Source organism: Nocardia sp. CDC160 (genome assembly GCF_035818795.1).
Classification (GTDB): domain Bacteria; phylum Actinomycetota; class Actinomycetes; order Mycobacteriales; family Mycobacteriaceae; genus Nocardia.
This window is the reverse complement of sequence record NZ_JAYKYT010000002.1, coordinates 1,083,618-1,100,105: the sequence shown is the minus strand read 5'-3', so window position 1 is coordinate 1,100,105 and position 16,488 is coordinate 1,083,618. Positions and strand designations below refer to the sequence as shown.

Annotated in this window: 20 protein-coding genes and 2 tRNA genes; 8 read left to right on the top strand and 14 right to left on the bottom strand. The window is 67.3% G+C overall.

Annotated elements, in window-relative coordinates; translation table 11 throughout:
• Positions 1-8 precede the first annotated feature (8 nt).
• Positions 9-356: an ArsR/SmtB family transcription factor gene (locus VMT40_RS12595; protein WP_442789954.1), complete on the bottom strand. Its 348-nt coding sequence runs from the start codon at positions 354-356 to the stop codon at positions 9-11.
• A 139-nt stretch (positions 357-495) separates the two neighbouring features.
• Here VMT40_RS12595 and arsM point away from each other — a divergent pair, with 139 nt between their 5' ends.
• On the top strand, positions 496-1,305 hold the full coding sequence (gene arsM, locus VMT40_RS12590; RefSeq protein ID WP_326358154.1) for an arsenite methyltransferase: 810 nt from the start codon (positions 496-498) through the stop codon (positions 1,303-1,305).
• Positions 1,306-1,320: 15 nt separating this feature from the next.
• Here the strand turns inward: arsM and VMT40_RS12585 are convergent, their stop codons facing one another.
• From VMT40_RS12585 to VMT40_RS12555, 7 genes are all read right to left on the bottom strand, one after another.
• Positions 1,321-1,503, bottom strand: a complete 183-nt coding sequence (locus tag VMT40_RS12585; RefSeq protein ID WP_326358153.1) for a hypothetical protein — start codon at positions 1,501-1,503, stop codon at positions 1,321-1,323.
• A 30-nt stretch (positions 1,504-1,533) separates the two neighbouring features.
• Complete coding sequence (locus VMT40_RS12580; protein ID WP_326358152.1) at positions 1,534-2,325, bottom strand: SDR family NAD(P)-dependent oxidoreductase; 792 nt, start codon at positions 2,323-2,325, stop codon at positions 1,534-1,536.
• 1 nt (position 2,326) lies between these two features.
• Positions 2,327-2,728 carry a cupin domain-containing protein gene (locus VMT40_RS12575; protein ID WP_326358151.1) on the bottom strand — a complete coding sequence of 134 codons (402 nt, stop codon included), beginning with the start codon at positions 2,726-2,728 and terminating at the stop codon, positions 2,327-2,329.
• Between the two features lie 49 nt (positions 2,729-2,777).
• Entirely contained in the window at positions 2,778-3,617 is an 840-nt protein-coding gene (locus VMT40_RS12570; RefSeq protein WP_326358150.1) for a helix-turn-helix domain-containing protein, read from the bottom strand.
• Positions 3,618-3,660: 43 nt separating this feature from the next.
• Entirely contained in the window at positions 3,661-4,926 is a 1,266-nt protein-coding gene (locus tag VMT40_RS12565; protein ID WP_326358149.1) for a glycosyltransferase 87 family protein, read from the bottom strand.
• A 10-nt stretch (positions 4,927-4,936) separates the two neighbouring features.
• On the bottom strand, positions 4,937-6,289 hold the full coding sequence (locus tag VMT40_RS12560) for a phosphatase PAP2 family protein (protein WP_442789979.1): 1,353 nt from the start codon (positions 6,287-6,289) through the stop codon (positions 4,937-4,939).
• Positions 6,290-6,468: 179 nt separating this feature from the next.
• Positions 6,469-7,197, bottom strand: a complete 729-nt coding sequence (locus tag VMT40_RS12555; protein WP_326358147.1) for an SDR family NAD(P)-dependent oxidoreductase — start codon at positions 7,195-7,197, stop codon at positions 6,469-6,471.
• Between the two features lie 50 nt (positions 7,198-7,247).
• Here VMT40_RS12555 and VMT40_RS12550 point away from each other — a divergent pair, with 50 nt between their 5' ends.
• Together VMT40_RS12550 and VMT40_RS12545 are read left to right on the top strand one after the other, a co-directional pair.
• On the top strand, positions 7,248-7,688 hold the full coding sequence (locus VMT40_RS12550) for a MarR family winged helix-turn-helix transcriptional regulator (protein WP_326358145.1): 441 nt from the start codon (positions 7,248-7,250) through the stop codon (positions 7,686-7,688).
• A gap of 125 nt (positions 7,689-7,813) precedes the next feature.
• Entirely contained in the window at positions 7,814-8,221 is a 408-nt protein-coding gene (locus VMT40_RS12545) for a hypothetical protein (protein WP_326358144.1), read from the top strand.
• A 63-nt stretch (positions 8,222-8,284) separates the two neighbouring features.
• Here the strand turns inward: VMT40_RS12545 and VMT40_RS12540 are convergent, their stop codons facing one another.
• From VMT40_RS12540 to VMT40_RS12530, 3 genes are all read right to left on the bottom strand, one after another.
• Positions 8,285-8,809, bottom strand: a complete 525-nt coding sequence (locus tag VMT40_RS12540) for a LysM peptidoglycan-binding domain-containing protein (protein WP_326358142.1) — start codon at positions 8,807-8,809, stop codon at positions 8,285-8,287.
• A 196-nt stretch (positions 8,810-9,005) separates the two neighbouring features.
• A tRNA-Pro gene (locus VMT40_RS12535) sits at positions 9,006-9,082 on the bottom strand.
• Positions 9,083-9,123: 41 nt separating this feature from the next.
• Positions 9,124-9,194, bottom strand: a tRNA-Gly gene (locus tag VMT40_RS12530).
• Positions 9,195-9,586: 392 nt separating this feature from the next.
• Here VMT40_RS12530 and VMT40_RS12525 point away from each other — a divergent pair.
• Together VMT40_RS12525 and VMT40_RS12520 are read left to right on the top strand one after the other, a co-directional pair.
• On the top strand, positions 9,587-10,600 hold the full coding sequence (locus tag VMT40_RS12525; RefSeq protein ID WP_326358141.1) for a GGDEF domain-containing protein: 1,014 nt from the start codon (positions 9,587-9,589) through the stop codon (positions 10,598-10,600).
• Between the two features lie 59 nt (positions 10,601-10,659).
• Complete coding sequence (locus VMT40_RS12520; RefSeq protein WP_326358140.1) at positions 10,660-11,460, top strand: DUF1542 domain-containing protein; 801 nt, start codon at positions 10,660-10,662, stop codon at positions 11,458-11,460.
• Here the strand turns inward: VMT40_RS12520 and VMT40_RS12515 are convergent.
• Positions 11,415-12,329, bottom strand: a complete 915-nt coding sequence (locus VMT40_RS12515; RefSeq protein ID WP_326358139.1) for an alpha/beta fold hydrolase — start codon at positions 12,327-12,329, stop codon at positions 11,415-11,417. The genes VMT40_RS12520 and VMT40_RS12515 overlap by 46 nt on opposite strands.
• Complete coding sequence (locus VMT40_RS12510) at positions 12,326-13,228, bottom strand: alpha/beta fold hydrolase (protein ID WP_326358138.1); 903 nt, start codon at positions 13,226-13,228, stop codon at positions 12,326-12,328. The genes VMT40_RS12515 and VMT40_RS12510 overlap by 4 nt, the downstream gene beginning before the upstream one ends.
• Positions 13,229-13,343: 115 nt before the next feature.
• Here VMT40_RS12510 and VMT40_RS12505 point away from each other — a divergent pair, with 115 nt between their 5' ends.
• From VMT40_RS12505 to VMT40_RS12495, 3 genes are read left to right on the top strand one after another with little or no spacing between them, the layout of a single operon-like run.
• A complete protein-coding gene (locus tag VMT40_RS12505) occupies positions 13,344-13,937 on the top strand; it encodes a TetR/AcrR family transcriptional regulator (protein WP_326358137.1) in 594 nt (197 codons plus the stop codon).
• A gap of 58 nt (positions 13,938-13,995) precedes the next feature.
• Positions 13,996-14,826 carry a hypothetical protein gene (locus VMT40_RS12500; protein WP_326358136.1) on the top strand — a complete coding sequence of 277 codons (831 nt, stop codon included), beginning with the start codon at positions 13,996-13,998 and terminating at the stop codon, positions 14,824-14,826.
• Positions 14,827-14,876: 50 nt separating this feature from the next.
• Positions 14,877-15,842: a DUF1152 domain-containing protein gene (locus tag VMT40_RS12495; protein ID WP_326358135.1), complete on the top strand. Its 966-nt coding sequence runs from the start codon at positions 14,877-14,879 to the stop codon at positions 15,840-15,842.
• Between the two features lie 77 nt (positions 15,843-15,919).
• On the opposite strand, the gene VMT40_RS12490 is transcribed toward VMT40_RS12495, so the two are convergent.
• Positions 15,920-16,426, bottom strand: a complete 507-nt coding sequence (locus VMT40_RS12490) for a hypothetical protein (RefSeq protein WP_326358134.1) — start codon at positions 16,424-16,426, stop codon at positions 15,920-15,922.
• Positions 16,427-16,488 lie beyond the last annotated feature (62 nt).

Here is a 16,488-nt window from a genome sequence, read left to right as displayed (position 1 = left end):
GCGCGCTTCTAGGCCGAGGCTGCCGTCATGTCGACCGGTATCAGGACGTCGGAAAGGCGTTGCAGCGCTTCGGGAACGATACGGTAGTACACCCACGTGCCGCGGCGTTCGGAGGTCAGCAGACCGGCCTCCCGGAGCACCTTGAGGTGGTGGGAGATGGTGGGCTGGGACAGGTCGAACGCCGGGGTCAGCTCGCAGACACACACTTCCTCCCCGCGCGCTGCCGCGATCAATGACACCAGGCGCAGGCGGACCGGGTCGCCGAGTGCCTTGAAGGTGGTCGCGAGTGTGGCGGCTGTGGCGCTGTCCAGGGGTGAGGACAGGGTGGTTTCGCAGCAGCCGGGGGAAGCGATCACCGGGAGATCCTGTTTCGACACTCATCAATATTGACATCTGTCTAATCAGAGCGCCACACTTGCTTCGATGGATATCGATATAGCCAGTTCGGGATGTGAAAATCACCCGAGCTTGGGCCGCTGAGAGGGTGTGAATTCAATGTCGGAGCAGGGTGACGAGCTGCGCGAGACGGTGCGCGAGCGGTATGCCGCTGCGGCGGTGGCTGTGGCGGGAGGTGGCACGGCCGAGGACTGTTGCGGGGGGAGTGACTGTTGCGCGACGGGGGCGATCGATATCGACGAGAACTTTGGTGCCAGCCTCTATCGGGCCGCTGATCGGGATCAGCTGCCGATCCAGGCCGTGGCCGCGTCGCTCGGCTGCGGTAACCCGACCGCGGTGGCGGACCTGCGCGAAGGTGATGTCGTCCTCGACCTCGGGTCCGGCGGTGGCATCGATGTGCTGCTGTCCGCGCGCCGCGTCGGGCCGACCGGCAAGGCCTATGGCGTCGATATGACCGACGAGATGCTCGCGCTCGCACGGGAGAACACCGCCAAGGCGGGCGTCACCAACGTGGAGTTCCTGAAGGGCACCATCGAAGCAATCCCTCTCCCCGACAACATGATCGACGTAGTGATCTCCAACTGCGTCATCAACCTGTCCACCGACAAGCCTGCCGTCTTCGCCGAAATGTCCCGAGTCCTGACCCCTGGCGGCCGCATCGGCATCGCCGACGTCGTCGCCGAGGATGCCCTGACCCCCGCCGAACGCGCCCAACGCGGCGACTACGTCGGCTGCATAGCGGGCGCCCTCTCCTTCACCGAATACCGAAACCACCTGGAAGCGGCCGGATTCGCCGACATCCAGATCGAACCAACCCACCCGGTAGCCGACGGCATGCACTCCGCAATCATCAAGGCGGTGAAGCCCGCCGACCGCACCTGCTGCGGCCCCGACTGCTGCCATTCTTGATTGGGGAGGCCGAGATCAATCGTCATCCCATCCCGCCCCGACCTCGTCGGTAAGCAGATCGCGGGTGGCGTCGATATCCTCCCCGAACCCGGCAAGCGGTGTGTGTTCGGCGAAGAACTCGACCAGCACGTGGCGGTCCAGGTTGGGTTTCGGCCCGGTGTTGCCAGGTAGTCTCCGCAGGTCTCCTTCACCAGCCACAGGGCTCAGGTTATCGCAGCCCCTCCGGATTCAGTTCTTGTAGCGCTGGCCTTCTGCGAGTGTCCGGGAGATGGTCTCGGCGCCTAGAGCGCGTTGGATGGCGGCGGTCAGGGTGGGGGCTATGCCTCCCAGTAGGGCGATCAGGCGCAAGTTCGGTGGGGCGACGTCGATTTCGGCGCGGTTCTTCTCGATGGCTCGGATGGTCGCCTGGGCCACGTCGCGTGGGGAGCGGGTGCCGATTCCGCGTGGCAGGGTCACACCGGAGTCGACGACCATGCCCGCGTCCCTGATGTAGCCCGGGAAGAGAGTTGAGACGCCGACATTGTGCGGGCGCATATCCTCGCGGAGAGCGAGGGCGAAGCCGCGTAGTCCGAATTTGGTTGCGCTGTAAAGGGAATCCAGGGCGGTGGCCGTTTTTCCGGCCAGGGAGGACATGAACACCAGGTGGCCGCGGCGGCGGGCGGCCATCTGCTGGGCGGCGAGTTTGGCCATCACGATGGGCGCGCGCAGGTTGACGTCGAGCGCGCGGTCGAGTTCGGCCATGGAGAATTCCGTCAGCAGTCCGCCTGCCGGGAGTGCGGCATTGGCAATGAGAATGTCGATGTCGCCCGCGTCCCGGAGCAGCTTGTCGATGGCGTCGCGGTCGGTCAGGTCGGCGGGAATGGCTCGTACGCCGAGTCTTTCGGCCAGCGGCTCCAGCAGGTCGATGCGTCGGCCGGTGAGCACCATCTCGCCGCCGCGTCCGGCCAGCTCCGCCGCCAGGGTGTGCCCGATTCCGCCGGTGGCCCCGGTCAGCAGGATCTTCGCGCCACGCACGTCCATGTCAGATGCTCCGATCGGTGAGTTCGGGGGTGACGTCGGTCGTGGCGGTGCCGGGGGCGCGGGGGTCGGCGGCGGTGGATTCCAGGGTGGTGCCCGGGGTGAGGAACAGTTCGACGACCTCGTCGGCGTCGATGTGTCTGTGCCAGTGGCCTTTCGGGACGATGGTGAATTGTCCGGTGGTGAGGGGGAGGCGGTGGCGGGCGGTGTCGGTAAGGATTTCGACGGTGACGCGGCCGGACAGCACCATCAGCAGTTCGTCGGTGTCGGGGTGCAGTTCCCAGCTCGAGGTGGCGAGGCGGTCGCCGTAGAACATGCAGAACGCCGCGTCGTTGAAGGGCTCTAGCACCTGGAAATCGAAGGGGGAGAGGGTTTTCGCGAGGGCGAGGGGGTCGTGAATTCGCATGCTTCGACCTTGCCGGGGGCGGGGGTCGGCGTTCTTGTACGAATGTTCCCTATCGTGCGTAGGCGAGGTGGTCGGCGGCGAATCCGGGATCACCGGCCAGTGCGACCGGGGTCATTCCGGTGAAGGCCACCACCTCTCGATGCAGGTGGGACTGGTCGACATAGCCGCAGTCCGCGGCGACCCGGGCGGCATCGCGGCCCGCCGCCAAATGATGGGCGGCCCGGTCGAATCGAACCAGTGAGGCGGCGCGCTTGGGAGGCAGACCGACCTGGTCGCGGAAGCGGGTCCACAACCGTTTGCGACTCCAGCCGAGCTCGGCCGCCAACTCCTCGACCCGAATTCGGCCGTGGCTCCGGACGATTCGTCTCCACGCCCAGGCCACCTCCGGGTCCGGCGCGGGGCCGGTCTCGCCGCGCCGCGCGAGCAGTGCGTCGGCCAGCGCGAAACGGTGTGCCCACGAGGGGCTTTCGCCGAGTTGCTCGCGCAGCCGCGCCGACTCCCGGCCCCACAGGTCGTCGAGCGAGAGCAGGGCGCGGCCCAGCTCCGCCGGGCTGGTGCCCAGGACCGCTCGGACGACCAGGGGCGACAGTCGTACTTCCAGACACGCGATATCGTTCCCGCGCAGGCGAACTCCGCCGAACGTCAGCCCGGCGACGTGGCCACCCGGCTGTCGCCGTCCCGTGGCGTCCTCCACGACCAGTGAGCCGGTACCGAAATCCGCCACGAGCGTGACGGCGGGATGCGGGATCACCGGCATCTCGATCGGCCCCGAGGCTCGGCTCCGAAATCCGGCCATTCTGAGTCCGATCGCCGCTCCGGGACGCACCGGTCGGGCAATGTCCCAGCTCACGGCGTCGGCGGTGTCGTGGTCGTCCCCCGCGAATCGCACCGGTCCATGGTACGAGCGGACCGGCCCGCCTAGCCGATCTTCACTATCGGGTACGGGAGCGCAGGCGCGGGAGTTGGGCGAGGCCGACCATGAGGAGCGCGACCGTGGCGAGGATGTAGACGTCGCCCGGGATGTGTTGCCACCAGGTCCAATTCATTTCGCGGTGTTGGCCGTTGGGCATGAGGCCGGGGCCGATCAGGAAGACCAGGGCGATGATCGTGATGGCGGCGAAGGGGGCGCGACCGGGGTTCTTGGTGGTCCAGGCGATCGCGGTGAGCAGGGCGGGGGCGACCCAGACCCAGTGGTGGGTCCAGGAGACCGGCGAGATCAGCAGGAGCACCGCGGCATTCACCAGCAGAGCGGTGACCGAGTGAATGGTGATCGGGGTGGCGAGGAGGTCGGGCGAGGTGCGCTCGACGCCGATCAGGTAGTGCATGAGGACCGCCCCCGCGCACATGACGACCAGGGCCAGAGCCAGCCACACGACGGTGGTCGCCGAGTGCGGGACGCCGACCCGGAACACCATGCCCTTGAGGGATTGATTGCCGACGTAATCGGGGGAGCCGATGCGGTTGGTGTCGGTGATGGCGTGCAGCCAGTAGTCACGGGATTCCCGTGGGAACAGCAGGAATCCGGCCCCGATCACACCGGCGGCGGTGGCGGCCGCGGTACCGGCGGCCTTCCAGTCGCGGCGGATCAGGAAGTACAGGACGAACGCGGCCGGGGTCAGCTTGGTCACCGCGGCGACGCCGACGAGGACACCGCGCGGCCAGCGGGGCTTCTCGGTCAGGCAGTCGAGGGCGACCGCCGCCATCAGCACCAGATTGATCTGACCGAACCACAGGGTGGTGCGCACCGGCTCGATGGCCAGCGCCACCACGAGCGCGCCCGTGGCGAGCGTGAACCGGGTGCGCGGGTCCAGATCCGGTCGCACCCGCGAGAGCACGAGCCACAGCGTCACGCCCAGGCAAGCGAGCGAGCTCAGGGTGACAAGGAATTCCGCGAGCCACAGCGGCATGATCGCCAGCGGAATCATCAGGACCGCGGCCGACGGGGGATAGGTGAACGGCAGATCGGTGTGTCCGGCCACCGGCAGGGTCGGGCCGTAGAGCGTGCCGTGTTCCAGCCAGCCGCGGGTGTCCACGCGATAGACCTGCAGATCGAGGAAGCCGTGCAGGGCCGAGAATGCCACCGTGAACGCCAGCGCGAGCGCGAGCACGATCAAGATCGGAATGCGAGGCAGGCCAGCGCGGCCGTCGGTCTTCAGGTGGCGCAGCAAGTTTCGTTGCCCCGCCCGCGTCGTGATCATCACCGAGACACTAACCCTTCCGGCTTTCGCGCAACTTGTCCGGATTGCCTTGGGAGGGCAGTGAATCCATGGCAAATCCATCCGGCGCGATGCGGCCGCCCCACTGCGCCACTCGACCACCGGGGTGAGCGAACCAGGTCGCGTAGAAGGTGAACACCACGGCGGCCAGCGAACCCAGCACGAGAATTCCGGCGGGCACCGGATATTCGGCCATGGTCTCGGCCAGGAATCGATATGACAGCAACAATCCAGCGAGCACGGTGGCACCCAGCGAGACGATCCGCACGCGATGCAGGTCCCAGCCTCGATCGGGATCGCGCAGCGCCGACTCCACCGTCAGGCACAGCACGGCACCGGCCACCAGATCGCTGCCGTAGTGGTACCCGAATCCCAGCGTCGCGAGCAGCGTGCAGGCCAGCCAGAACGCACCCGCCCAGCGCAGCCATCGCGGCCCGCTCCGGGAATGGATGAACAGGGCCGTCGCCCAGGCGGTATGCATGGACGGCATGCAGTTGCGGGCGGTCACCGAGTCGAACAGCATCGGTTGCGGGTCGGAGGTGAGGGCGGGCCAGACCGTCGGCCAGTCGCCGATTTCCAGCCCGTGGCCGAGCGGACCGTACGCGAAGACCGGGCCGACGACCGGGAACAGCACGTAGCCGAGCGGGCCGATCACGCCGAGTACCAGGAAGGTTCGCACGAGATGGTGGCGCGGCCAGCCGTCGGTCGTCACCTTCCGCAGCTGCCACACGGCGACGACGACCGCCGCCACGGGCAGTTGGATGTAGACGACATGCAGCACGTGCGACGGCACGGGCCCCAGCGCGTCGAGCAGGCGCCCGATGACCCACGCCGGTTCGCCGAGCGCGCGGTCGGCCAGCTGCACATACTGATCGAGCACGCGCGGCCCCGCGATGATGCTGACCATCAGCCAGGTGTCGGCGAGCTTGGACGCCATGATCAACAGCGCGCCGAAGCCGATGGCGTGCAGGGCCGTCCGGCGGCGCTCGCCCTCCCATCGGAAGACCGTCACGGTCAGGGCCGTCAGCGCGAGCGTCGGACCGGTTCCGATCGACACGTGCCATCCGCACGCCGCCTGCAGCGCCAATGTCAGCGCGTCCAGCACCCCCGCGGCAACCAGGCTGACGACCCGGACCCGCCCGGGCACGCCGATGCAGGCGAGCCCCAGCCCCGCCCACGACACGGCCGCGGACTGTGGATTGGCGAAGTAATCGTCGACCAGGCTGCGCAGCGGACCGAGCATCCCGTGCGCCGAGGCCCAGAGCTGCGCGGCACCGAGCAACACCGCCGCCACGACCAGCGCGGCGACGGGCAGAACCTTCGAACGCACCCCGTCGGTGGACAACGACGAGCTGGAAACGTTCACCTCGTGGTTGACCAGCACTGTTAATCGATAACACAGTGCAAACGGAGGCACAACATCCGGTTACCGGCAAGGTGTGATCACTTGCACGGAAGGTTAAATCCAGAGCCATTAGCTATGAGTTGCCGGACGGGTGCGGGCCGGGCGTGTCGAGGATGGCGTCAGGCCACGCCGCCGTTCACCCGCAGGATCTGACCGTTGACCCAAGAGGAGTCCGGGTGCAGTAGGTAGGCGACCGCGGCCGCGATCTCGTCATTGTCCCCGAGTCGGCCCAGTGGTGATTGGGCGAGGAAGCGCCGCAGCTCCGCGTCGGTCTTGCCCTCGCGGAACATTGGTGAGTCGATCAGCCCGGGCGCGACGGCATTCACGCGAATCCCCCTCGCGCCGAACTCCTTCGCCGCGACCCGTGTGAGCGTCTCGACACCGCTCTTGGCGGCAAGGTAGACGCCGAGGCCGGGTGTCGCGGTGTGTACAGCGGTGGAGGACAGATTGACGATCGCGCCGCCGGGCACGAGTCGCGCCGCGGCCTCGCGCATGCCGTACAGCGCGCCGAAGAGGTTCGCGCCGAACAAGTCTCGGATCAGGGCGTCGTCACTGTCGGCCAGGGGCCGGACCCGCGCCGCCCCGGCATTGTTCACCAGGCCGAATACCGGCCCGAATGTCGTTTCGGCGGTATCGAATACGGCACGCAGATCGGCGGGCGAGGCGACATCGGCGGGCACGGCGACTGCTCGGCCGCCGCCGCGCTCGAGCTCCGCCACGACCGCCGCGGCGCGGTCGGATCCGGTGCGATAGGTGAGGACGAGATCGTGCCCGGCGCGGCTCAGTCGGCGCGCGATGGCCGCGCCGATCCCGGCGGATGCGCCGGTCACAATGACTGGAGTTGTCATAGCAACCAGTGAAACACGGTCGGGTTGCTATGACAACTACGATGTTTCGCATGACGGAACTCACTGCCGAGGACATGACGATCTGGCATGCGTGCAAGACCCTCGGTGATCACGTGACCCGGCGCGTCGCCGCCGACATCACCACGGCGTCGGGCATGTCGGGTACCGACTACGGCGTCCTGTCGCGACTGGCGGAGCTCGGCGGCGGCCGCCTGCGTCAGCAGGTGCTCACCGATTCGATGGGACTGCACAAAGGGGCGATGTCACACCAGCTGACCCGGATGCAGAATCGCGGGCTCATCCGCCGCGAGCGTGTGCCCGCGGGCACCGATGTCGTTCTCACCGACCAGGGGACGGCCGCCCTGGAGACGCTGCGACCCATTCACGCCGACGCGGTCCGCCGACACCTGCTCGACCGCCTCATGCCCGAGGATCGAATCGCATTGCGGCGCATCGCCACCGCACTGGCGGAGGCGGCGTCGGGGGATTGAGGACCCTGCCTACTTCGGTGGCTTCACCGCCGCGGACGTTCTGCCGGTTAACATTTCGAGCTCCCTGACGATCTTGAATTGGCGGGGGCGCGTGGTCCTCCGCGTCAGTTCGAGGGGAAGTACACATGCGCACGTTCATCACCGCGGCCGTTCTCGCCATGGCAGTGGCGGGCGGCTCGGCGGCCACCGCCGTTGCCGCGCCGGTCGTCTCCATTCAGAAGCAGTCACCGGCCTCCGAGGCCGCACTGAAGGAGACGCTCGCCGACTACACCCACCACATCGGCGAATCCTTCACCGTCTACGGCGAGATGTACAACGTCACCGACGAGAGCCACGCCGCCTTCGTCACGGCGGGGCCGACCGACACCTACGCGCTCGACGGCACCTCCATCGAACTCACCGGCCCGGGTGTGGGCACCCTCGCCGAGGACGACTACTTCACCGCCACGGTCACCATCACCGGCAACGAGATTCTCGGGGACCCGGAATTGCGCATTACCTCGGTGACTCGCACGGGGCACAACAACGGCTGACGGTCACGCCGGGCTCGACCGCTTCGGTCGGGCCCGGCGTGGGTTCGTTGTTCGCGGGTTCGATCAGGGGATGTTCAATACCTGACCGACATTGATCATGTCCGGATTGTCGAGGCCATTGGCTCGCACGATCTCCATGAAGCGGGCCCGGTCGCCGAGTTCGCGTTCGGCGATCGCCTCGAGGGTGTCTCCGGCCTGGACGGTGTAGGGGTGTGGGCCCGCGGCCGCCGGTGCGGCCTCGCTCACCGGCTTGGGTTTGTCGGTCGCGGTCTTGCTCGACCACACGCCCTTGTCGCCCGCGTAGACCACCAGATTCCGGTCCGGCTGCAGGGTCACCCGATCGGCCCCCTTGCCGTTCGTCCCGGACGACCACGCGGCACTGCCGTCCGACTTGTAGAGCACGAAATTGCCGTCGTCCTGCATGACGGCCCGCTGCACATCCTGGCCGTGTGTCCCGGACGCCCACACCTCGGCGCCGTCGTCCATCAACACCAGATTGCCGTCATTCTGCAAGGTCAGCGAGTACGCGCCATTCTGCAGCGACTGACCCAGCCCAAGCTCCTCACCCACTCGCAACGTATCGCTCATGGCTGCTCCTTTCGAAGAAGGTTCGCTCGTCTGTCGATCAACTTCGCAGGTGGTGCACATGCACCCGCCTAAACGGTACGCCTGCCCAGAAACGGCTCGACGGCGCAGCCACTGCACCGAGACTTAGAGAGAAAGGAGGCGTGAGCGCCCCTGAAACATGCTCGCCCCGGAGGGATTTCGAAGCGGAGCTGAAAGATGGTCGGGGTGACAGGATTTGAACCTGCGACCCTCCGCTCCCAAAGCGGATGCGCTACCAAGCTGCGCTACACCCCGTTACGCGTTCGGTGAACGCTCCCGCTGAGGGGCGGGACAAGAGCGGGTGACGGGAATCGAACCCGCACCATCAGCTTGGAAGGCTGAGGTTCTACCATTGAACTACACCCGCATCACCGCATCCGTGGATGCCGCGTGCGTTGAGCACTGTACCGAACCTCACTCCCGGAATGCCAATCCGCCCCTGTAGTCGCACGTCGCGGCAGGTCGCGCGGTGCGCCCGGCGAGTCGTGGAAAACATGCCGAAATCGGGTGTAACACCTCCTGCGCTGTAGCGATGAGCCATGCGATCGCCATTCGCGAGACAGCGGGAACCTGTTCTGAATCAGGGGTTTTCGATGTCGGGTGGCTTGCTAGGATCCTTTTTGTCCGGACGGGGGTATCGGAAAGGGGGCGGTGAGCATGCACCTCAGGTGTGGCCGACCGCGTAGTAGTGAGCTCGATCCACAGGGTAGGACCGGCGGCGAAGTCGGCCCCGACAGCACGTACGCAGGGTGAGCGCGCATGCCCATCCGCGTCGATACTCGAACCTCCGCCGTCGTGGCGGCCACCATTCGGGAATGGGTGCGGTCCGTGCACCCGGGCGCGAGCAGCGCCGCGCTGGGGCATTCGCCCGCGGTTCCCGCCGATGAACTCGAGCGCATCTTCGGCCGGGTCATCGATGAATTGCTCGAATTGGCCGGGTCCGAACCGTTTCCGGTGCAGGCCGCCCGCCGCATCGGCCGCAGCCTGGCCGAGTCTCCGTTCGACCGCACCCGCATGCTCGCCCCGGCCAGCCGCGCGCTGCTCGGACTGTCGCCGGGCATGCGCGGTTCGCTGATCGCGACCCGCTGGTCGTTCATCGCCAGCCAGGCCATCGACGCCTATGCCGAGGCGCTGCAGCAGCGCGCCCTCGCGCAGCAGGAGCGCAGCCTCTCGGAGGCGGTGTCGGTGCGGGTACAGGAGATCGCGGCGCTGCAGACGCGGTTGCGGCACGAGGCCACCCATGACGTGCTCACCGATCTCGCGAATCGCTCGCTGCTGCAGGAACGCGTGCGGGTGATGTCGACCGATCCGGCGCGCGGTGTCGGCCTGCTGCTCATCGACCTCGACGACTTCAAGCAGATCAATGACGGCTACGGCCATACGGTCGGCGACGAGGTGTTGGTCACCATCGCCCAGCGGCTGCGCGCGGTCTGCCCGGCCGAGAGCGTGATCGCGCGCTACGGCGGCGACGAGTTCGTGGTCGCGCTGCCCGCGCGCCGCAATACCCTCGGTGAACTGGCCATGCGGGTGCTGTCCGCGCTGTGCGAGCCGGTGCCGACGGCCGCGGGTCCGGTCCCGGCGTCGGCGAGTGTCGGCACCGCCTTCTGCCCGCCCGGACGGGACTGCGACTTCTCGGATCTGCTGCGCAGCGCCGATCGGGCCATGTATTCGGCGAAAACCGCTGGCAAACGTCAGTTCGCGGTGTCGGAGCTGGATGAAGAGGAGGTTGATCCAGGTCGCCGCGAAGCGCGCTTTGCGGCGGTGGCCGGATAATCGCGTAGCTCACAGCGCGTGGCAACTAAGTGGCGAATTTTGCTGCGTAGGCTGGTCGCATGGCCACGGTCGTCGTTCTGCTCATTGTCATGGTTGTCGTCCTGCTGGGTGTGGTGGCGGTCAACCGCGCCCAACGCTCACGGTCGAACACCCAGCTCGAGGATGCGAAGGCCGATGCGCGCCGGGTGATCGAACGGCTCGGCGGGCAGGTCTACAACCTCAATGGCACCGACGCGGCGTCCAAGCAGGCGCTGGCCGACGCCGGGGAGCGGTTCAATGCGGCGGGTTCGCAGATCGAGCAGGCCACCACCCCGGCGCAGGCTCGGCTCGCCAAAGAGACCGCGCTCGAGGGCCTCTACTACGTGAGCGCCGCGCGCACGGCCATGGGCATGGATCCCGGTCCCGCGGTGCCCGAGCTCGATGGGCAGCGCACTGCCGGTCGGGTCACCGAGGACCGGTCCATCGACTTCGACGGTCGGCGCATCGAAGCCTCACCGACCCCCTCCACGGCGACTCCGAACTACTACCCGGGCGGTCGAGTCGCGGGTCGTCCAGTCCCGGCCGGTTGGTACTCCGAGCCGTGGTGGAAGCCCGCGCTCATCGCCGGTGCCTGGGGTGTCGGTTCCGCGATGCTGTTCAATGCCCTCTTCACCGGCATGTCCGGTGTCGGCTATGACGCCGCCGCCTTCGAAAACGGTTACGGCGACGGCTATCAGGCGGGTCTGGACGCCGCCGACGGCGGGTATGCCGACGGCGGCTACGACCAGGGCGGCATCGATCCCGGCATCGACCTCGGCGGCCAGGACTTCGGCGACTACGGCGATTTCGGTGGCTTCGACGGATTCGACAGCGATTTCTGATAGCCGAAGAACTCCATCGCCCGCTCGACGACCCGCTCCGGCTGCTCGGTCGCGGGAAAATGTCCGACCTCGTCGAACACCTCGACGCGGATATCGCTTGCCAGCGAGCCGAATTCGCGTGTGGCGGTGACCGGGAGCAGCGGATCCCGATTGCCCGCGAGGATCAGCGTCGGAACCCGGAGCCGAGACCAGCGGTACTGACCCGACAGCAGCAGCGGTATCTCATGGGTGATGAGATTGCGGTAGTAGCTGACGGTCGCCGCGACCCGGGCGGGTTCCTCGAACTGGGCCAGGAAGATGGCCCGATCCTCCGGCGTCATGGTCGCCGATCGATGGGTCCAATGCCGCAGTGCCCAGTCCGGAATCGTGTGCGCCGCGAGCCGCGGACCCACCAGCGGTGCGGCATTGGCGGCGATGTGCCAGAGGCGGACGCCGTCGGCCAGGACCCGCGGTGTCGGGCGCAGGAACGGGCTCGCCGTATTGATGGCGATGTAGTGCCGCATGCGTTCCGGAAAGCGCAGGGCCAGTAGATATCCCACCAACCCGCCCCAATCGTGGCCGATGGCGCGAAACCGCTCGACACCCAATTCGTCGAGCAGGCCCGTGATGTCGTCGGCCATCACCGCGGGCCGGTACCCGTTCGGCGGGGCGTCGGTCCAGCCGAGCCCGCGCAGATCCGGGCAGATGACCCGAAAGTGTTGTGCCAGTGGGCCGATCACGTGCCGCCACTGCCACCAGTGCTGCGGCCAGCCGTGCAGCAGCACCAGCGGCTCACCGCCGCCCGCCAGTGCTACATGCGTCCGCAACCCGCCGACGTCGACGAAGCGGTGTTCGACGTCGGCGAGGTGGGGCAGCTCGCGCACGGTCATCGCGGGCTCTCGGCGCGGGTCGCGTTGAGGAAGGTGGTGATCGCGGCGGCCAGCTGAGCGGGCTGGTCCTCGGGAGAGAAGGTGCGTGAATCGTGAATCCACTCGATGCGGGCGTCGGGGAAATCGGCGGCCAGGCGCTCGGCGTAGCGCTCGGGGAAGAATCGATCGCCCGCCGACCAGGCGAGTAGCACGGGCTTCTTGAAGTCGGCGAAAGTCTTTGCGGCGGCGAGGGTGTACTTGCTGTCGATGCCGCCGATGACGCGGCGGACATCCTCGCGGATGGCCTTGGTGCTCACGGGCAGGACATACGAGTCCCCGACGGCACGGTCGAGCGGACCATGGGTCAGCCAGCCGTAGGCGATGGGCAGGCGGCGCACCGCGCGGATGCGCATGCTCAAGGCCAGCGAGGTGAGGCCGCCCGGGGCCCGGGCGGCGAGGCCGACGAAATTGAAGAACGGCGGCGGGAAATTCTCGTAGGCGTCGCAGGAGGTCAGGATCAGGCGGGCGACCAGATCCGGGCGGGCCGCGACGACCAGCTGACTCACCGCGCCGCCGGAGTCGTTGCCCACCAACGTGACCGGGCCCAGGTCGAGTTTCTCGATGGCCGCGATGACCAGCTGGGCCAGACCGGGTGCGGTCAGGTCGGCGTCGGGCATGGCGGTGGTGTGCGAGCCGAACGGCAGATCGATTGCCACGCAGTGATATTCGCGCGCCAGCGGCGGAATGACCTTGCGCCACAGGTTGGCATTGACCAGCAATCCGTGCACGAAGACCACGGGATCGCCACTGCCGCTGTCGAATACGGTCAGCGTGCCTTGCGGGAGGGTGAGCTCGTGCCGGGTGCCGAGGGCGGGATCGCGCCAGGCGGCGGGGGATTCGGGGCTGATGGTGTTCGTCATCTGGATGACTCCCTTTGGAGCAGAGACGGTGAAGAGGATTTCAAAGTAACAAACAGGCTGCCTGTTTTCAATAGATTCACGATACGATCCACCCACCGAGCCCAGAAAGGTGTCGATGATCAGGCAAGCCGAACGATCCGAGTCGACCCGCGCGACCTTGATCGCCGCCGCGCGCGAACTGTTCGCCGAACGCGGTTACGCGGCCGTCGGCACCCCCGAGATCGTGCAGCGCGCGGGCAGTTCCCGCGGCGCGATGTATCACCAGTTCAAGGACAAGAAGGACCTGTTCCGGGCCGTCTACGAGCAGGTCCAGCAGGAAATCCTGCAGCAGGTCGGCGAGACCATGGCCCAGGTCGCGCCGACCGATCCGCTCGCCGTGCTCGAGGCCGGGCTGCACAACTTCCTGCTGTCGTGCGTCGACCCCGAGCGCGTGCGTATCACGCTGATCGACGCGCCGTCGGTGCTGGGCTGGCAGGAATGGCGGGAGGTCGACGAGAAGTACGGCCTGGGTCTGGTGGTGGCGGGCCTCGAATCCGGCATCCAGGCGGGTGTGCTGCGCGCCGATCTCGATATCCGCCCGCTGGCCCTGATCATCCTGTCCGCCCTCGGCGAGGCGGCCATGTTCATCGCCAATGCCGAGGATCCCGAAACCGCGCGCACACAAACCGAACCCGTGGTCCTGGCCCTGATCAACGGTCTACGCGCCTAGACACCGGAATTCACCGACACGCCAGAGGATTCGAGGCGATGGCCGCACAATCGATCGGGTGACGGACCTGGTGCTCACGCCGCAACGCCGGACCGAACTGTCCGCCCTGCTCGGGGACGAGGCGCGCTTGCGTCTCGAATTCCCCAGGGTCGCCGAGTATCTCGACACCGCCTCCCGGCTACCGGGCACCGGGGACGAGCGCGCGGACGCGGCCTTCGACCTCAGGCTCGTGCATTATCTGACCGGCGGCGAGTCGGATAATCCGTACTGGGACATCGTCTGTCCGGCCGTGTCCGAGTTTGCCCGGCGTCGCGTCGTCAACGGCGGTCGGGTATCCGGCAGCGCGAGACTCGCCTTCGCCCAGACGATCCTGCAATCGGCCTACGCCTATGCGATTCCCGCGCCCGAGACGATCGGTTGGCTGGTCGACGTCTGCGACGGACGCGCCGTCACGGAAATCGGTGCGGGCCGCGGCTATTGGGCCGCCCAGCTCACCCGCGCGGGCCTGACCGTCCACGCGTACGACTCCGAGCCGCCCGGCATCGCCCCGAACCCCTCGTTCCCCACCGCCCGCGGCCAGCGGACACTGTGGCATCCGGTGAGCCCCAACCTGACTCACGCCGCCCACAATGCCGGACGACACGGACGGACGTTGTTCCTGTGCTGGCCGCCCGGCTGGGGCAATCACATGGCGTCCACGGTGCTCGCCGACTTCACCCGCGCGGGCGGGAACCGCCTCGTCTACATCGGCGAGCCACGCGGTGGAAAGACCGGCGACGAAGCCTTTTTCGACACCCTGGACTCCGCATGGCGGCTGGAATCCCAGGACTCGCACTACGTCTCGTGGTGGAACCTGACCGACACGGCCCAGCTCTGGACCCGCCCCTAGCCACGCAGATAGGTGCGCGATGCCGCGACAGGTACTGAATACTTCGACAGATGGCCGCGCTCACCCTGTTCGACACCCCGCTCCTGCACCGCCTTCGGGACAGCGAACGCATCCTGATCGCCGGTGCGGGCGGCGGCTTCGACCTGCTCAGCGGCCTGCCGATCGCCTTCTCGCTCTGGGAACGCGACAAGACGGTCTTCCTCGCGAACCTCACGTTCACGCCGGTCACTCGCACCGATGCGCGACCGGTGGCGCCGGGACTGTTCGAAATCGACGCCGACACAGGCGGATCGGCCTCCTACTTCCCCGAGAAGCACCTCGCGGTCTGGTTGCGCGACCACGGCCACCCCGACCGGGTGCACCTCATCCGCAAGGGCGGTCCGGCCGACATCCGGGCCGCCTATGCGTGGCTGGCCCGGGAACTGCGCCTGGACGCGGTGGTCCTCGTCGACGGCGGCACCGACCTGCTGATGACCGGCGACGAGGCCGGACTCGGCACCCCGGTCGAAGACATCACCAGCCTGCTGGCCGCGAACGCCCTCGACCTCCCGGTGAAACTGGCGGTCTGCGTCGGCTTCGGCGTCGACACCTACCACGGCGTCTGCCACGCCCACTTCCTCGAAAACGTCTCCGCCCTCGCCAAACTCGACGCCTACCACGGCGTCTTCTCCCTCCTCCCCGGCATCCCCGCCGTCGACTCCTGGCTCGCCGCCGTCGACTGGGTCCAGCGCCACACCCCCGGCCGCGAAAGCATCGTCTGCGCCTCCATCACCGACGCCGCCCGCGGCGAATTCGGCAACCACCACTCCCTGTCCCGCACCCGCGAAAAGCCCACAGAACTCTTCATCAACCCCCTGATGTCCATGGTCTGGGCCTTCGACCTCCCCGCCGTCGCCACCCGAGTCCGCTACCGCAACGAAATCGCCAACACCACAACACCTTTCGAGGTAGCAGCCGCCATAGAAGCCTTCCGAGACACCATCCCCCTCCGCCCCCACCGCCCCATCCCCGCCTGACAGCTAGCAAATCCCCACCAGCATGCAATCGAGCAGGTGCCTTCTCGGCCGATGCCTGCTCAATTGCATGCTCGTCATCAAGCACCGTCCGCCTGTGCCAATGGCAGGTCCTGCGATGGCGGTACGGCACGACGGGCGTACGTTTCCTCGGGGTGGACGGTGATGACGTCGAGGCGCTGCACCAGCGAGCTGGGGATGTGGCCGTCGGAGAAGTGCGCCGGACTCGGCACGATCACCGCCTCGGCGGCGAGACGGGTCGCCTGGGTTTTCAGCCGAGCCAGCGGCGGGCGAGCCGAGTTCGGATCGAAGACCACCACCTCGGCCAGGTCGTACCCGTATCTCGCCGCGAGCCTGCGTATCTCGGATTCATCCCACTGCTGACCCACACCGGACACATCGGTCCGAAGGTATCCCAAACAGGTTGGTTTCCAACGCATTGCAGCCCCTTGGTGTTCATGTCCGTCGAGCACGATGTGTCCGTTGATCTCGAGATAGAAGCCCGAGTAGTCCTCTGTGTCGTCTCCGTGCGACTGGAGTTCCAGCACGCCACCGGGGAACTGGTACAGCCGTATGTGCGCCTCCATGAACCGACGCTACGAAGCGCGTACATCTTCGAGCCACACCTATGCCGAACTATGCCGAAACT

Excerpts from the sequence above, each read along its gene's own strand:
- arsM (WP_326358154.1), top strand. The coding sequence starts at position 496 with ATGTCGGAGCAGGGTGACGAGCTGCGCGAGACGGTGCGCGAGCGGTAT.
- VMT40_RS12580 (WP_326358152.1), bottom strand. The coding sequence starts at position 2,325 with ATGGACGTGCGTGGCGCGAAGATCCTGCTGACCGGGGCCACCGGCGGA.
- VMT40_RS12575 (WP_326358151.1), bottom strand. The coding sequence starts at position 2,728 with ATGCGAATTCACGACCCCCTCGCCCTCGCGAAAACCCTCTCCCCCTTC.
- VMT40_RS12565 (WP_326358149.1), bottom strand. The coding sequence starts at position 4,926 with ATGATCACGACGCGGGCGGGGCAACGAAACTTGCTGCGCCACCTGAAG.
- VMT40_RS12555 (WP_326358147.1), bottom strand. The coding sequence starts at position 7,197 with ATGACAACTCCAGTCATTGTGACCGGCGCATCCGCCGGGATCGGCGCG.
- VMT40_RS12550 (WP_326358145.1), top strand. The coding sequence starts at position 7,248 with ATGACGGAACTCACTGCCGAGGACATGACGATCTGGCATGCGTGCAAG.
- VMT40_RS12545 (WP_326358144.1), top strand. The coding sequence starts at position 7,814 with ATGCGCACGTTCATCACCGCGGCCGTTCTCGCCATGGCAGTGGCGGGC.
- VMT40_RS12540 (WP_326358142.1), bottom strand. The coding sequence starts at position 8,809 with ATGAGCGATACGTTGCGAGTGGGTGAGGAGCTTGGGCTGGGTCAGTCG.
- VMT40_RS12525 (WP_326358141.1), top strand. The coding sequence starts at position 9,587 with ATGCCCATCCGCGTCGATACTCGAACCTCCGCCGTCGTGGCGGCCACC.
- VMT40_RS12520 (WP_326358140.1), top strand. The coding sequence starts at position 10,660 with ATGGCCACGGTCGTCGTTCTGCTCATTGTCATGGTTGTCGTCCTGCTG.
- VMT40_RS12515 (WP_326358139.1), bottom strand. The coding sequence starts at position 12,329 with ATGACCGTGCGCGAGCTGCCCCACCTCGCCGACGTCGAACACCGCTTC.
- VMT40_RS12510 (WP_326358138.1), bottom strand. The coding sequence starts at position 13,228 with ATGACGAACACCATCAGCCCCGAATCCCCCGCCGCCTGGCGCGATCCC.
- VMT40_RS12505 (WP_326358137.1), top strand. The coding sequence starts at position 13,344 with ATGATCAGGCAAGCCGAACGATCCGAGTCGACCCGCGCGACCTTGATC.
- VMT40_RS12495 (WP_326358135.1), top strand. The coding sequence starts at position 14,877 with ATGGCCGCGCTCACCCTGTTCGACACCCCGCTCCTGCACCGCCTTCGG.
- VMT40_RS12490 (WP_326358134.1), bottom strand. The coding sequence starts at position 16,426 with ATGGAGGCGCACATACGGCTGTACCAGTTCCCCGGTGGCGTGCTGGAA.